Raw genomic sequence first — 14,862 nt, 5'->3', positions numbered from 1 at the left:
AGTAGTAGGGCCTGTGGAAACCGTGGATAACCGCCTTCTCCCAGGTCAGGTGCGGATTTTTGTCCACGGGGCCTGTGGGCGGCGGTGGTGGAAAAACCGGGGTCGCTGTGGAGAACAGAAAGTTCTGCACAGGCGGTGCACAGGCGGGGCGCACTTCTCCCCAGAGCCGTCCCCAGGTTTACCCGCGTTCCCCACAGGCCAACCCGGCAACCTGGTGTGACGCCTTTCACTCCCCCCGGTGCCGCCGGGCGTTTCGTTGCCGAACAGTGGACATCCATGTGGAAAGGCTGTGCACAACAGGGGTCTGCCTGTGGGCGGGCGGTGGACAACCGGCGGCCGCGCTGCGCGCGGACCGGCTGTCCACAGGGTGTGGAATCCGGTCAACCACAAATCCACACGCCGTTGACCTCCCCTGATGGACTATCAACAGGGCCTGCTGTGGACATCATCTGGATAACTTCCAGGTCCCCAGGGTGTGGACGCCGGTCGCGGGCGGATTCTGTGGAGAACCGGCGGCCGGCGGCCCGTAATCGAACAGGCGGCTGGCGGTGCGGCCCGGGCGAGCGGGCCCCTGGAACGCCGAAGGGCGCCCCGGGATCCGTCCCGAGGCGCCCCTGACGGCGTTCTCGTGTGCCTGCTCAGCCGTTTTTGATGCGGTTGGTCAGCTCCGTCACCTGGTTGTAGATGGAGCGCCGCTCGGCCATCAGCGCGCGGATCTTGCGGTCCGCGTGCATCACCGTGGTGTGGTCCCGGCCGCCGAACTGGGCGCCGATCTTGGGCAGTGAGAGGTCGGTGAGCTCCCGGCACAGGTACATGGCGATCTGCCGCGCCGTCACCAGCACCCGGCTGCGCGAGGCGCCGCACAGGTCCTCCACGGTGTGCCCGAAGTAGTCGGCGGTGGCGGCCATGATGGCGGGCGCGGTGATCTCCGGGGAGGCGTCCTCGCCGCCCGGGATCAGGTCCTTGAGGACGATCTCGGTCAGGCCCAGGTCCACCGGCTGCCGGTTGAGGCTGGCGAAGGCGGTGACCCGGATGAGCGCGCCCTCCAGCTCGCGGATGTTGCGCGAGATACGGGAGGCGATGAACTCCAGGACCTCCGGCGGGGCGTTGAGCTGCTCCTGGACCGCCTTCTTGCGCAGGATGGCGATCCGGGTCTCCAGCTCGGGCGGCTGGACGTCGGTGATCAGGCCCCACTCGAAGCGGTTGCGCAGCCGGTCCTCCAGGGTCACCAGCTGCTTGGGCGGCCGGTCCGAGGACAGCACGATCTGCTTGTTGGCGTTGTGCAGGGTGTTGAAGGTGTGGAAGAACTCCTCCTGGGTGGACTCCTTGCTGGCCAGGAACTGGATGTCGTCGACCAGCAGGATGTCCATGTCGCGGTAGCGCTTGCGGAACGCGTCCGCCTTGCCGTCCCGGATGGAGTTGATGAACTCGTTGGTGAACTCCTCCGAGCTCACATAACGCACCCGGGTGCCCGGGTAGAGGCTGCGCGCGTAGTGCCCGATGGCGTGCAGCAGATGGGTCTTGCCCAGCCCCGACTCCCCGTAGATGAACAGGGGGTTGTAGGCCTTGGCCGGCGCCTCGGCCACCGCCACCGCGGCCGCGTGTGCGAAGCGGTTGGAGGCGCCGATGACAAAGGTGTCGAAGAGGTACTTGGGGTTCAGGCGAGCGGTGGGCTCAGCGGGACCAGAGGTACCGGAGCCGCCGGTGGGACGGTCGCCGGAGCCGCCGCCGGGCGTGGGGCGCTCGCTCTGGCCGCTGCCGCGCGCGGGGGGCTCGGGCAGCTCGCGGCGCTGGGGTTCGTACGCCGGGGTGCCGGGGCGGTAGTCGTTCTGCTGCGGCTCATAGCCGGCGGAGGGCGGCTGGGTGCCGTACGGGTCCCGCTCGGCCTCCGCGAAACTGCCCAGGCGCGGCTGCTGCCAGCCGTAGTCGCCGCGCTCCTGGGCCGGCGGCGCCGGGTGACGCGGCCAGGCGCCGGGCTCGGTGCGGGGCCGGTCGTAGTCGGGGTAGGCCGGGCGGACGGCGGGCAGCTCCTCGGCGGCGCCCTGGCGGCCGTAGGGATCGCGGGCCTCACGGGGCTCACGGGCTTCGCGGGGCTCGTAGCCGCCGCGCGCGTCATAGCCCTCGTAGCCGTCCCGGCCCTGGGCGGCGGGGGGCTCGAAGCGCTGCGGGCGCTCCGGCGGGGCGCTTTCCTGGCCGACGGTGTTGTCGACGGTGATGGCGATCCGGATCGGCCGGCCGCACTCCCGGCTGAGGGTCTCGCTCACCAGCGGGGCCAGCCGGCCCTCCAGTACGCCCTTGGCGAACTCGTTGGGCACCGCGAGCAGCGCGGTGTCGGCCACCAGGGCCAGCGGCTGGCAGCGCTGGATCCAGTGCTCGTCCTTGCTCTCGACGCCCTGGCCCTCGCTGAGCAGCTGTTCCAGCACGCGCGGCCAGACTGCGGCAAGATCGGCAGGCAGGTCAGCCACAGGGCACGCTCTCTCGGTCAGCTTGGGGAGCCCTTGAGTCCCACGAAAGTGTGGTTCTCGGGACGGGCGGGAAGGATTCGGAGTTCAGTCACGGTAGTCAGGCCGCGGGGCGTGGTTCAAGTCGTTGTCCACAGGGTGTGCACAACTGTGCCATGCGATGGCCATCCCGGCGTCCCAGGCATGGCGTCGTCCGGCCGGGCCCGTGGAACGCTACGGTGGTGGCTGGTGCGCTCCCGGTTTGACCGGATGGCGTAATCACGCGTACCGTAGCCCGGTCGAGTTGTCGATGGCTGCTGCCGCCTGCCTCCGATGGGCAAGGGTCACTCTTCCGTAGCGGAAGATGATCGTGAAGCGGTGCAATCGCGCACTTGCGAGCTTCTCGTGGGCGCACGGTGACAGCCAGGCGATGTCACGCCATCACACGATTCATTTCTGGAGCCCCCGAGTGAGCAAGCGCACCTTCCAGCCGAACAACCGCCGCCGCGCGAAGACCCACGGCTTCCGGCTGCGTATGCGCACCCGTGCCGGCCGCGCGATTCTCGCGTCCCGCCGTGGCAAGGGTCGCGCCCGCCTGTCGGCCTGACCGGCCTGACGCCAAGGTCCTGATGTGCTGCCTTCCGAGTCTCGGCTGAGGCGGCGCGAGGACTTCGCGACCGCGGTCCGGCGAGGGCGCAGGGCAGGCCGCCCGCTCCTCGTCGTCCACCTGCGCAGCGGCGCAACGGACCCGCACGCACCTGGGGAGAGTGCTCCCCCGGTACGTGCGGGTTTCGTCGTGAGCAAGGCAGTGGGTTCCGCCGTGGTCCGCAATCTCGTCAAGCGGAGGCTGCGCCACCTGATGCGTGACCGGCTGGATCTGCTGCCCGCCGGTAGCCTGGTGGTGGTACGCGCCCTGCCGGGCGCGGGCGAGGCGGATCACGGTCAGCTGGCCCGCGACCTGGATACCGCGCTGCAGCGGCTGTTGGGTGGGGATGTTCCCGGTGCTGCCGGGAGCAGGGCGCCGCGAAGCTGCAATCCCCCGGAGGGCGATCTCCGGACACCGGGCCGAGGCCCGGGAGGGAGCGCACGGTGAAGTATCCGCTGCTGTGGTTGATCAAGCTGTACCAGTGGACCGTCAGCCCGCTGCTGGGCCCGGTCTGCAAGTACTACCCCTCGTGCTCGCACTACGGCTATACGGCCATCCAGGTGCATGGCGCGATCAAAGGAACGGCGCTGACGGCCTGGCGCATCCTGCGCTGTAATCCGTGGTCGCTCGGTGGCGTCGACCACGTACCTCCCCGGAAGCGTCCGGTCTGGCACCAGCGGCTGAGGAGCCGACTGGGCGGGCACCCCGTGCTGGGGCCCGCCGCACAGCCCGAGACTCAGCCCAACGCCCAAGGAGCCTGATTCGTGGACACGATCCTCGGTCCTCTCTATTACGCAGTTTCCTGGATCATCGTCCAGTTCCACTCGTTCTACAGCCTGATGTTCGACAGGGACAGCGGCTGGGCGTGGGGTCTGTCCATCGTCTCGCTGGTGGTGCTGATCCGTGTCTGCCTGATTCCGCTGTTCGTCAAGCAGATCAAGGCGACGCGGAACATGCAGGCGCTCCAGCCGAAGATGAAGGCGATCCAGGAGCGTTACAAGAGCGACCGGCAGCGCCAGTCCGAAGAGATGATGAAGCTCTACAAGGAGACGGGCACCAACCCGCTCTCCAGCTGCCTGCCGATCATCGCGCAGTCGCCCTTCTTCATCTCGCTGTACCAGGTCCTCAACCACATCGCCCAGGGCAAGACGGTTGGCTTCATCAACCAGGACCTGCTGACCAGCGCCCGTCACGCGCACATCTTCGGTGCCCCGCTGTCGGTGAAGTTCATGGACAGCGCCGCCAAGGTCGAGTCCCTCGGGGCCAGCCTGACCGATGTGCGGGTGGTCACGATCATCATGATCGTGATGATGTCGCTGTCGCAGTTCATCACCCAGCGCCAGCTGATGACCAAGAACGTCGACCTCACGGTGAAGACGCCGTTTATGCAGCAGCAGAAGATGCTGATGTACGTCTTCCCGGTGATGTTCGCCGTCTTCGGCATCAACTTCCCGGTCGGTGTCCTGGTCTACTGGCTGACCACCAACGTGTGGACCATGGGCCAGCAGATGTTCGTCATCCGCCGCAACCCCACCCCGGGCAGCCTCGCCTACCAGGAGCGCCAGGAGCGGCTGCGCGCCAAGGGCAAGCTCAAGGAGGACCCGGCCGAGGTGGCGGCCAAGGAGGCCGCCGAGGCCGCGCGGTCCGCGCGCCAGCAGCCCAAGCGCCAGACCAAGGCCAAGCGGCAGACCAGCGCTCCGGCCGGTCCCGCGCAGCCCCGCACCCGGGCCTCGTCCGGCAACGGTGCGGCCAAGCAGGAGCCCGAGGACGCCAAGCCCGAGCAGCGCGGTTCCTCGTCCCGTAGCGCCAAGTCCGGGCAGCGCAAGGGCCAGCAGCGGCCTCAGCACCCCTCGTCCAAGAAGTAAGAAGGAGTCCACCGTGACGGACACCCAGCACCAGACCAGTGCGGCCGCCGCCGAGGGCACCGACACCCTGTCCCGCCTGGAGCAGGAGGGCGAGATCGCGGCCGACTACCTCGAGGGTCTGCTGGACATCGCCGATCTCGACGGCGACATCGACATGGATGTCGAGGCCGACCGGGCCTCGGTCTCCATCATCAGCGACGACGCCGACAGCCGTGACCTGCAGAAGCTGGTGGGCCGCGACGGCGAGGTGCTGGAGGCGCTCCAGGAGCTCACCCGGCTCGCGGTGAACCGGGAGACCGGTGACCGCAGCCGGCTGATGCTGGACATCGCCGGTTTCCGGGCCCGTAAGCGGACGGAGCTGGCCAAGCTGGGTGCCCAGGCGGTGGCGGAGGCCAAGGCCACCGGCGAGGCGGTCAAGCTGGACCCGATGACCCCCTTCGAGCGCAAGGTGGTCCATGACGCGGTGGCCGCCGCGGGGCTGCGCAGCGAGTCCGAGGGCGAGGAGCCGCAGCGCCGCGTGGTCGTGCTGCCCGCCTGAGCCCGGTCCCCGATCGAGTAGTCCCAGGTATCTCTGGCCCCGTCTGCGCGCAGGCGGGGCCGATCCTTGTCAGCCTGGTAGTCAGTTCCTTGTAGTGCCTGTAGTGCGTAGTGCCTGTAGTGCGTAGTGCACGCTCAGAACGTTGGAAGGACGGTTTCCCGTGGACGAGGCAGCGGAGCTCCCGCCGGCGCCCCCCGAGGCCCGGGAGGTTTTCGGCGACCGGTTTGCGGATGCCGTGCGCTACGCGGAGCTGCTCGCCGACGCCGGTGTGCGGCGCGGGCTGATCGGTCCCCGGGAGGTGCCCCGGCTCTGGGAGCGGCACCTGCTGAACTGCGCGGTGCTCTCCGAGGCGGTGCCCGAGGGCGTCTCGGTCTGTGATGTGGGCTCCGGCGCGGGCCTGCCGGGCATCCCGCTGGCCCTGGTCCGTCCCGACCTCCAGATCACCCTGCTGGAGCCGCTGCTGCGGCGGACCACCTTCCTGTCCGAGGTGGTGGAGCTGCTGGGCCTGGACCATGTGACGGTGGTGCGCGGCCGGGCCGAGGAGATGCTGGGCAAGCTGCCGCCGGTGCATGTGGTGACCGCGCGGGCGGTGGCCCCGCTGGACCGGCTGGCGAGCTGGGGCGTGCCCCTGCTGCGGCCGTACGGCGAGATGCTGGCCCTCAAGGGGGACACCGCCGAGGAGGAGCTCAAGAGCGCCCGGGCAGCGCTGAGCAAGCTCGGTGTGGTGGAGACCTCGGTGCTCCAGGTCGGAGCGGGAGTGGTGGATCCGCCGTCCACCCTGGTGCGGGTCGAGGTCGGGGAGAGCCCGGGCGGGGTGCGGTTCGCGGCCAAGCGGGCCAAGGCCGCCCGGGTGGGCCGGTCCCGCCGCCGGCGCTGAGGGCCGCCCGTTCCGCCCAGCACCATGCTCCATACAAGCTGCCAAAACTACCCAAACCGGAGTGTCGCGGTGGGGTAGCGGTGGGTGCTATGCATGGTGTTCCACGTGAAACATCGCTCCTTGTTGCATGGGATCATCAGTCGCGGCCGGGTGGCCGCCGGTCGCGACCGCAGGCCGGTCGCGGACGTGGGTGTCTCCACGGGGGAAGTGGACTCATTCACCACAGAGCGGGGCTTGCTGGTTCACGGCCCTGGAAACATGGCAGGCTCTGCACATCGCGAGCCTGATGTCGAGGAGAGTGAATCCTTGCGGTCCGACGCCAATATCGCGGGGCCGATGGCCGATCCGGTCCCCGGTCCCCGCCCCGCCGACTCCGAACCGGTACCTGCTCCCCTGGCTCCCGGGGACGCGGTTTCACGTGAAACGCCGCAGCCGATGCCCAGGCCGGACCAGACCCGGGTGATGGTGGTCGCCAACCAGAAGGGCGGGGTCGGCAAGACCACCACCACGGTGAACCTGGCCGCCTCGCTGGCGTTGCACGGCAACCGGGTGCTGGTGGTCGACCTGGACCCGCAGGGCAACGCCTCCACGGCACTGGGCATCGACCACCATGCCGAGGTGCCGTCCATCTATGACGTCCTGGTGGACCAGAAGCAGCTCTCCGATGTGGTCCAGCCGGTACGGGATGTGGAGGGGCTGTTCTGCGCCCCCGCCACCATCGACCTGGCCGGTGCCGAGATCGAGCTGGTCTCGCTGGTGGCCCGGGAGAGCCGGCTGGACCGGGCGATCAAGGCCTATGAGCAGCCGCTGGACTACATCCTCATCGACTGCCCGCCCTCCCTGGGCCTGCTGACCGTCAACGCCCTGGTCGCCGGGGCCGAGGTGCTGATCCCCATCCAGTGCGAGTACTACGCGCTGGAGGGCCTGGGCCAGCTGCTGCGCAATGTGGAGCTGGTACGCGGCCACCTCAACCCCAAGCTGCATGTCTCCACCATCCTGCTGACCATGTACGACGGCCGGACCCGGCTGGCCTCGCAGGTGGCCGAGGAGGTGCGCAGCCACTTCGGCCAGGAGGTGCTCCGCACCAGCATCCCGCGCTCGGTCCGGATCTCCGAGGCGCCCAGCTATGGGCAGACGGTGCTCACCTATGACCCGGGCTCCAGCGGCGCGCTGTCGTATCTGGAGGCGGCCCGGGAGATCGCGCTGCGCGGGGTCGGGGTCCGCTATGAACCCGGCGCGGCCGCCCATGTGGTGAGCCAGCAGCAGATGGGGCAGCAGCAGGCGGGCCAACAGCAACAGCAAGACCAGCACAGCATGTCGGAGGGGCTGCAGTGAGTGAGCGACGTAGGGGACTGGGCCGTGGGCTCGGTGCGCTGATCCCGGCGGCACCGACGGGGCCGGAGAGCGACACGCCCATGACGGGGCTCGGTGCCACCTCACCCACCGCGGTTCCGGTGCTGACGGCGGACCGGGGCGCGGCGCTGCAGGTGGCCATGCTGACGGCGCCCCAGCAGGAGACCGTTTCACGGGAAACCGAGCCGCCGGCCATGGCGGCGGTGGACGCTGCCCCGGGGGAGCCGGGCGGGACGGTGGCCGGGGCGTACTTCGCCGAGCTGCCGCTGGATGCCATCACCCCCAACCCCCGCCAGCCCCGGGAGGTGTTCGACGAGGAGGCCCTCGACGAGCTGGTGACCTCCATCCGCGAGGTGGGGCTGCTCCAGCCGGTGGTGGTGCGGCAGACGGCGCCGGAGCGCTATGAGCTCATCATGGGCGAGCGCCGCTGGCGGGCCTGCCGGGAAGCCGGGCTGGAGCGCATCCCGGCCATCGTCCGGGCCACCGACGACGAGAAGCTGCTGCTGGACGCGCTGCTGGAGAACCTGCACCGGGCCCAGCTCAATCCGCTGGAAGAGGCCGCCGCCTACGACCAGTTGCTCAAGGACTTCAGCTGCACCCATGACCAGCTGGCCGACCGCATCGGCCGGTCCCGGCCACAGGTCTCCAACACCCTGCGCCTGCTGAAGCTCACTCCGGCGGTGCAGCAGCGGCTGGCCTCCGGGGTGCTGTCGGCGGGGCACGGCCGGGCGCTGCTGGCCGTGGACGACGCCGAGGAGCAGGACAAGCTGGCGCGGCGGATCGTGGCCGAGGGGCTTTCGGTGCGGTCCGTGGAGGAGATCGTCCATCTGATGTCCTCCCGGACCAAGCGCCCGGCGAAGGCCAAGGGTCCCCGGGCGGGCGCCCGGGTCTCTCCGGCGCTGAGCGATCTGGCCTCCCGGCTGTCCGACCGCTTTGAGACCCGGGTGAAGGTGGACCTCGGCCAGAAGAAGGGCAAGATCGTGGTGGAGTTCGCCTCCATCGAGGATCTGGAGCGCATTCTGGGCAGCATGGCCCCGGGCGAGGGCGGCGTGCTGGACCAGAAGCTGTCCGACGGGGACACGGACGACTAGCGCCGTGCGGTGACCGCCGAGGGGCGGGTCGTGTTTCACGTGAAACACGACCCGCCCTTTGCCTTGTCCGGCTGTCCGCCCAATGGGCCTGCGGATACGATGCGTTGGAGTGTGGCGCACCAGCACACCGAGTGGGACACGTTGACGTCGTTCACGACAGGGGCGAGGCCATGCGAACGGTGAGCCGGGCCGGACTGGTGGTGACGGGCCTGAGCCTGGGGGCGGTCGGCGGATTCGTCGGCAGCCTGCTCAGGGAGCGCAGCGCGCTGAGTGCCGCCGAGGCCGTAGCCCGTGAGGGAAGTGAGGAACTGGCTTCATGGGGCGTCGGCTGGTACCGCTCACGCTGGACAATCTCCCGGACCTCCCCAAGCGCTGCCGCTCCTGTGTCTTCTGGGAGCTGGACCCCGTCAGTGGTGAAGCCGCGCTGAGGGCCGGCCGGCCGGAGCTGGAGAAGGAGGCCTGGATCTCCGCAGTGCTGCTGGAGTGGGGCTCCTGTGGCCGGGTGGTCTATGTCGACGAGGTGCCGGTGGGCTTTGTGCTCTATGCCCCGCCGGCCTATGTGCCGCGCTCAACGGCCTTTCCCACCAGTCCGGTCGCCGCGGACGCGGTACAGCTGACCACGGCCTGGCTGATGCCGCGTTACCAGGGGCAGGGGCTGGGGCGGGTGATGGTGCAGACCGTCGCCAAGGATGTGCTGCGGCGAGGCTTCAAGGCGATCGAGGCCTTTGGCGACGCCTGCTGGAAGGAACCGGCCTGTGTGCTGCCCGCCGAGCATCTGCTGGCGGTGGGTTTCAAGACGGTGCGGCAGCATCCGCGTTACCCCAGGCTGCGGCTGGAGCTGCGGTCGGCGCTGTCCTGGAAGGAGGACGTGGAGCTGGCGCTGGACCGGCTGCTGGGCGCGGTGCAGAAGGAACCGGCGCTGCGGCCGCTATGACGGAAAACGGGGCCGCCCCTGGCGAGGGGCGGCCCCGTTTCACGTGAAACAGCGGCGTGCGACGACTACTTGCCGGCCAGGAACGGGTCCAGGTCGCGCTCCAGCGCGGCCTTGGGCTTGGCGCCGACGATGGTCTTCACGACCTCGCCGCCCTGGTAGACGTTGAGGGTCGGGATCGACATCACGCCGTACTTGGCGGCGGTATCCGGGTTCTCGTCGATGTTCAGCTTGACGATCTCCAGCTTGTCACCGTGCTCGGCGGCGATGGCCTCCAGGGAGGGGGCGATCTGGCGGCAGGGGCCACACCACGCGGCCCAGAAGTCGACCAGCACGGGCTTGTCGCTCTTGAGCACGTCCTCGTCGAAGGACGCGTCGGTCACGGCCTTGAGAGCCATTGAGGTCTCCTTGGATCTTTCGGTAGGGGTGGGGGTGGGGGTGGATCAGACGGCCGGGGTCTGCTCGGGCTCGCGGACGTTCTCGCCGTCGGCGAGGGCGGCCAGGAAGCGCTCGGCGTCCAGGGCGGCCGAGCAGCCGGTGCCGGCGGCGGTGATCGCCTGGCGGTAGGTGTGGTCGACCACGTCACCGGCGGCGAAGACACCCTTGAGGTTGGTGCGGGTGGAGGGCGCGTCGACCTTGAGGTAGCCCTCGTCATCCAGGTTCAGCTGGCCCTTGAACAGCTCGGTGCGCGGGTCGTGGCCGATGGCGATGAACAGGCCGGTGACGGGCAGCTCGGAGGTCTCCCCCGTCTGGACGTTGCGCAGGGTCAGGCCGGAGAGCTTGGTCTCGCCGTGCACCTCGGCCACCTCGCTGTCCCAGACAAAGGAGATCTTCGGGTCGGCGAAGGCGCGCTCCTGCATGGCCTTGCTGGCCCGCAGGGCGTTACGGCGGTGGACCACGGTGACGGACTTGGCGAACCGGGAGAGGAAGGTGGCCTCCTCCATCGCGGTGTCGCCACCGCCGACCACCACGATGTCCTGGTCCTTGAAGAAGAACCCATCGCAGGTGGCGCACCAGGAGATGCCACGGCCGGACAGCTCGTCCTCGCGGGGCAGGCCCAGCTTGCGGTGCTGGGAGCCGGTGGCCACGATCACGGCCTTGGCGCGGTGCACGGTGCCGGCGGAGTCGGTGACCGTCTTGATGTCCTCGCTGAGGTCGACCGCGGCGATGTCGTCCGGGATCAGCTCGGCGCCGAAGCGTTCGGCCTGGGCCCGCATGTTGTCCATCAGGTCCGGGCCCATGATGCCGTCGCGGAAGCCGGGGAAGTTCTCCACGTCGGTGGTGTTCATCAGGGCACCACCGGCGGTGACGGCGCCCTCGAAGACCAGGGGCTTCAGCGACGCACGGGCGGTGTAGAGCGCGGCGGTGTAGCCCGCGGGCCCGGAGCCGATGATGATCACGTTGCGGACGTCGCTCACGGGTGTCTTCCTTGTCTGCCGACTGCTGACTGAGGTCCTTGCTGGGTCTCACCCCACCCAACGGATCCTACGGGGCGAGCATTCCCCGCGGTGGCACCCCGGCAGTGGCAGCGGCGGGTGCGCTCAGCGTGGCACGGTCTGGTGGGTCAGCACCCGGCCCGGCACCGAGGGAGAGGCGGAGGCGCAGGCCGCGGAGACCACATAGGCGTCCACCAGGGTGTCATCTCCGGGGTGCGGCAGCAGCACCAGATAGGTGTCGGAGCCCGAGAAGCTCTCCTGGCGGGTGGCCAGCGCCTGTTCGGGGCGGCCGATGCCCTCGCGGACACAGGCGGGGGCGGTGGCCCCGGAGTCCCGCAGGGTCTCGGAGGAGTTCTGGGCGCTCATGCCACGGGTCGAGGTGGGTTCCAGGGAGCTCAGCAGGGTGTGCGCCCTGGTCCGCAGATCCGCGGCGGCCAGGCTCCGCGCCGGGGTGGGGGCGGCCGAGCGGGCCTGGCCGCCGTCGTCCCCGCCGGACTGGAGCAGGAAGGTGCCGGCGCCGAGGACCGCGGCGGCACAGGCGGTGCCCAGCAGGGCGCGCGACCAGCGGCGCCGCCGGGCCGGGACGGCGGGCGGGCGGCGGCCGGGGCCGGTGCTCGAGCGCGGCCGGGCCGGCGGACGGTCGCCGGTTTCACGTGAAACACGCCCCTCCATGGCGGCCCGTCCGGTGTCCCCGGCCGCTGTTTCACGTGAAACCACGTCGTGGGGCATCCCATCCGGGGCGACCGCCGTGGTTTCACGTGAAACCGTGTGCGGGGCGGTGGCGTCCAGCAGCGCCTCGGCGGCCAGCGCGGCATCGATCCGCCCGGCGATGTCCGCGGGCATCCGCACCGGTCCGGGCAGGGTGCCCAGGGTGCGGCGGATCTCGTCCAGGGAGCTGCGGACGTCCGCGCAGAGCGCGCAGTCGGCCAGATGCTCCCTCAGGTCGGCTGTCCGCCCGGGAGGGAGCACTCCCTCGGTGAGCGCGGAGATCTCCGCGACCTCCGGGTGCCCGTCCGTGCCGGTCGTCGAGGTCACGCTCGTCCACCTCCGCCCTTCACTGGATCCGTGTCACTCTGCCCCGCCGGTGGTGGGACGGACGTCCCCTGCGACCGGTTCCTTTCCCTGTCGGCGGGAGGGCTACCCCTGCCGCCGGGACGCAGATGGGTGAGCATCGGCAGCAGTCTGGCCCGTCCTCTGGCACAGCGGCTCTTCACGGTGCCCACCGGTACGTCCAGCACGGCGGCCGCCTCGGCCACCGGGTAGCCCTGCATGTCCACAAGCACCAGCGCGGCCCGCTGGTCGGGCGGCAAGGTGGCCAGGGCGCCGAGCAACTCTCGGTGCAGATCGCCGCGTTCGGCGGGTTCGGCGGCCGACTCATGGGGTTCCAGGAGCTGTTCCAGCCGTTCGGTCTCGGCGAGCGGGGCGGTGCGCCGGGAGGCGGCCTTGCGGGCCCGGTCCAGGCAGGCGTTGACGGTGATGCGGTGCAGCCAGGTGGTGACGGCGGACTGACCGCGGAAGGTGTGAGCGGCCCGGTAGGCGGAGACCAGGGCGTCCTGGACGGCGTCCGCGGCCTCCTCCCGGTCGCCCAGGGTGCGCAGCGCCACGGCCCAGAGCCGGTCGCGGTGGCGCCGGACGAGTTCACCGAAGGCATGCGGGTCGCCCGCGAGGTGCTGGGCGAGCAGTTCGCTGTCGTCTGTCCGGGGTCCCCGCCGCCGGTCGTCTGCTGTGATCGCACTCACCCCGCCCAGAGAGCGCCGTCCCGCGCCGGGAACGGCCCGTTGCCAAGACCAACTTAGAGAGGAGGGGGTTTGGCTGGATAGGGGCAACGGGGCCCGGCTGATGGGGTTCAGCCGGGCTTTACCGATGAGTGGTCATTGACCCAGGAACCGTACTTCGCTGATGGACTGCTTGTAGCCGGCCTGGCTCCACTCCCCGCTATCCCCGTAAGGGAGTGCCGTCAGCCACAGCAGCACATACTGGGTCTTGACCGGCTTCTTGACCGAGAGCACGGCCTTGTTCGCCGAGACCGTGGTCTTGGCCAGCTGCTTCATGGCGCTGACTGGCTGACCGGGGGTCAGGTGGTCGCTCGCATAGAGCGCCAGGGTGGTGTGGTCTCCGCCGAACTCCATGTTCACCGTGGCACTGGAAAGGGTGTGCACGGACCCGAGGTCGTAGACGATGCCCACGCCCTTCTTGAAGTCGGTGGTCCCCAGCTGGTCGTTGAACGACCTGGTCCGCCACATCGTGGCGGGATCGTTGTCGTAGGTGTCCTGGACCTGGCTCTCGTGCTGAAAATTGCCGTCCGGCGCGTACTCCCGGGCACCCGCGATCTTCAGCTTCACCGGCTTCGGCTGCTTCCGCGACCCGTTGTCGCCCGGCACCGACGACCGCTGCTCATCGCTGTCCGTGTGCTTGAGCAGGGTGTCCGCCAGCTGCCAAGTGCCCAGCCCCAGCGCCACGATGAGCAGGGTGCTGACGACCCATTTGATCGCGGTGCCGGTGCGGCTCTGCAGCGGGGGCGGCGGGGTGACCGGCGCCGGCTGCGGCCCGTAGGTCCCCGCCCCGTAGCTGCCCGGCTGGTAGGTGGTGCGCCCATAGGCGGGGGCGGCGGTGAAGTCCGGCTCCGGTGGCCGGATCTTCGGCATCGCGGCGACCGCCTTGGCGAGCTCCTCCGGCGTGGTGCACGGCTGTTCCTGCCGTGAAGCGGTGGCTCCCTCGTTGACGAGCGCCCGCATCGCCAGCTGGGACAGGCCACGGTGCACCCCCGCCCGCACCTGGTCCGGGGCGATCAGGCCGACGCCCTTGGGCAGGCCGGGCAGCCCGTGGGCGTTGCCCTCGTACGGCCAGCGCTGGGTGAGCGCGGCGTACAGCAGGGCGCCGATGGCCTCGGTGTCGGTGCGCTGCGGGTGGTCGGAGGTGATGCCGCGCAGCGCGGCCAGCACGGCCAGGCCGCGGATGCGGTACTGGCCGGTGCCGGTGCGCAGCACGGCGCCGGGGCCCAGGCGCAGATGGGCCAGGCCCTCCCGGTGGGCGGCGGCCATGGCCTGGGAGACCTGGCTGACCAGCTGGTACGCCTCGTGCGGCTCCATGGGGCCGGAGCCGAGCAGGGTGGTCAGTTCGGTGGCGTCGGGCAGCCACTCATGGACCACATAGACAAGGTCGTTCTCCTCGACCGCGTCCAGCACCTGGACGAAGCGGGGGTCGCCGAGGAGCGCGGCGGAGCGGGCGGCAGCGAGCACCGAGCGGGCCCGCGGGTGGTCGGCGGGCAGCAGATGGACTCCGACGGCACGGCGCAGTTTCTCGTCCACCGCACGCCAGCTGCTGAATCCCTCCAGACGGGTGACGCACTCCTCCAGGCGGTACCTTCTGGCGAGCTTGTGGCCGCTGTGCGGCTCCGGGCGCTGAGTGTCGTGGGCGGCACTCGTGCCATGGGCACCAGAGCCGTCCTTGGGCGTGTTCTTCTCGGCCTCCGCCCCGTCGGCCGTGGCCTTGCCCGCCTTGGCGGTCAGCGACGCCTTGTCAGGGGTGTCGCTGTTGTCTGCCACGTCGACGGCAGCCCTGCTCCGTTCCGCCACCGCCGCTCCTGCCTCCCCATCCGTTGCACCCTGTCCACAGCCACGACAATTGTGCCCACAGTCCGACGCTATGCACGACACGCGAATGCGGGCCAAGGTTGTGCTCCGG

The 14,862-nt window shown here is 70.1% G+C and carries 14 protein-coding genes and 1 pseudogene; 9 read left to right on the top strand and 6 right to left on the bottom strand.

Going from position 1 to position 14,862, the window contains the following annotated elements; translation table 11 throughout:
• Window positions 1–638: 638 nt before the first annotated feature.
• Window positions 639–2,465 (bottom strand): chromosomal replication initiator protein DnaA, encoded by a 1,827-nt coding sequence (gene dnaA / locus ACIHFE_RS15250; RefSeq protein ID WP_400106554.1) that lies wholly within the window; start codon window positions 2,463–2,465, stop codon window positions 639–641.
• A gap of 445 nt (window positions 2,466–2,910) precedes the next feature.
• Between dnaA and rpmH the strand changes: the two genes are divergently transcribed.
• From rpmH to ACIHFE_RS15205, 9 genes and pseudogenes are all read left to right on the top strand, one after another.
• Window positions 2,911–3,048, top strand: a complete 138-nt coding sequence (gene rpmH / locus ACIHFE_RS15245; RefSeq protein WP_003949374.1) for a 50S ribosomal protein L34 — start codon at window positions 2,911–2,913, stop codon at window positions 3,046–3,048.
• 24 nt (window positions 3,049–3,072) lie between these two features.
• A pseudogene (rnpA, locus tag ACIHFE_RS15240) lies at window positions 3,073–3,432 on the top strand (ribonuclease P protein component); the annotation flags it as partial.
• Between the two features lie 98 nt (window positions 3,433–3,530).
• Window positions 3,531–3,848, top strand: a complete 318-nt coding sequence (yidD, locus tag ACIHFE_RS15235; RefSeq protein ID WP_400106552.1) for a membrane protein insertion efficiency factor YidD — start codon at window positions 3,531–3,533, stop codon at window positions 3,846–3,848.
• 3 nt (window positions 3,849–3,851) lie between these two features.
• Window positions 3,852–4,952 (top strand): membrane protein insertase YidC, encoded by a 1,101-nt coding sequence (yidC, locus tag ACIHFE_RS15230; RefSeq protein ID WP_400106550.1) that lies wholly within the window; start codon window positions 3,852–3,854, stop codon window positions 4,950–4,952.
• Between the two features lie 13 nt (window positions 4,953–4,965).
• Window positions 4,966–5,490, top strand: coding sequence for a protein jag (locus tag ACIHFE_RS15225; RefSeq protein WP_400106548.1), 525 nt, complete (start codon window positions 4,966–4,968; stop codon window positions 5,488–5,490).
• Window positions 5,491–5,650: 160 nt separating this feature from the next.
• Window positions 5,651–6,367 (top strand): 16S rRNA (guanine(527)-N(7))-methyltransferase RsmG, encoded by a 717-nt coding sequence (gene rsmG, locus ACIHFE_RS15220; protein WP_400106546.1) that lies wholly within the window; start codon window positions 5,651–5,653, stop codon window positions 6,365–6,367.
• Window positions 6,368–6,625: 258 nt separating this feature from the next.
• The gene (locus tag ACIHFE_RS15215; protein ID WP_400106544.1) at window positions 6,626–7,702 is read left to right on the top strand and encodes a ParA family protein; all 1,077 of its coding nucleotides are present in this window, start codon (window positions 6,626–6,628) and stop codon (window positions 7,700–7,702) included.
• Window positions 7,699–8,811 carry a ParB/RepB/Spo0J family partition protein gene (locus ACIHFE_RS15210; RefSeq protein WP_400106542.1) on the top strand — a complete coding sequence of 371 codons (1,113 nt, stop codon included), beginning with the start codon at window positions 7,699–7,701 and terminating at the stop codon, window positions 8,809–8,811. The genes ACIHFE_RS15215 and ACIHFE_RS15210 overlap by 4 nt, the downstream gene beginning before the upstream one ends.
• A 316-nt stretch (window positions 8,812–9,127) precedes the next feature.
• Window positions 9,128–9,745 (top strand): GNAT family N-acetyltransferase, encoded by a 618-nt coding sequence (locus ACIHFE_RS15205; protein ID WP_400106539.1) that lies wholly within the window; start codon window positions 9,128–9,130, stop codon window positions 9,743–9,745.
• A 65-nt stretch (window positions 9,746–9,810) separates the two neighbouring features.
• Here the strand turns inward: ACIHFE_RS15205 and trxA are convergent, their stop codons facing one another.
• From trxA to ACIHFE_RS15180, 5 genes are all read right to left on the bottom strand, one after another.
• A complete protein-coding gene (gene trxA, locus ACIHFE_RS15200; protein WP_400106537.1) occupies window positions 9,811–10,140 on the bottom strand; it encodes a thioredoxin in 330 nt (109 codons plus the stop codon).
• 45 nt (window positions 10,141–10,185) lie between these two features.
• Window positions 10,186–11,160, bottom strand: a complete 975-nt coding sequence (gene trxB / locus ACIHFE_RS15195; protein WP_400106535.1) for a thioredoxin-disulfide reductase — start codon at window positions 11,158–11,160, stop codon at window positions 10,186–10,188.
• A gap of 123 nt (window positions 11,161–11,283) precedes the next feature.
• On the bottom strand, window positions 11,284–12,213 hold the full coding sequence (locus tag ACIHFE_RS15190; protein ID WP_400106534.1) for a hypothetical protein: 930 nt from the start codon (window positions 12,211–12,213) through the stop codon (window positions 11,284–11,286).
• Window positions 12,210–12,917 carry an RNA polymerase sigma factor SigM gene (sigM, locus tag ACIHFE_RS15185; RefSeq protein ID WP_400106532.1) on the bottom strand — a complete coding sequence of 236 codons (708 nt, stop codon included), beginning with the start codon at window positions 12,915–12,917 and terminating at the stop codon, window positions 12,210–12,212. Before sigM ends, ACIHFE_RS15190 begins: the two co-directional genes overlap by 4 nt.
• Before the next feature lie 132 nt (window positions 12,918–13,049).
• Window positions 13,050–14,753: a protein kinase family protein gene (locus ACIHFE_RS15180; RefSeq protein WP_400106530.1), complete on the bottom strand. Its 1,704-nt coding sequence runs from the start codon at window positions 14,751–14,753 to the stop codon at window positions 13,050–13,052.
• Between the last annotated feature and the right edge of the window lie 109 nt (window positions 14,754–14,862).

Origin of the sequence: Streptomyces sp. NPDC052396, from assembly GCF_044593195.1 — a bacterium.
Classification (GTDB): Bacteria; Actinomycetota; Actinomycetes; order Streptomycetales; family Streptomycetaceae; genus Streptomyces.
Note: the sequence above shows the minus strand (reverse complement) of the source record. Positions and strands in the feature narration are given on the sequence as shown.

Excerpts from the sequence above, each read along its gene's own strand:
- trxA (WP_400106537.1), bottom strand. The coding sequence starts at position 10,140 with ATGGCTCTCAAGGCCGTGACCGACGCGTCCTTCGACGAGGACGTGCTC.
- ACIHFE_RS15215 (WP_400106544.1), top strand. The coding sequence starts at position 6,626 with ATGGCAGGCTCTGCACATCGCGAGCCTGATGTCGAGGAGAGTGAATCC.
- ACIHFE_RS15205 (WP_400106539.1), top strand. The coding sequence starts at position 9,128 with ATGGGGCGTCGGCTGGTACCGCTCACGCTGGACAATCTCCCGGACCTC.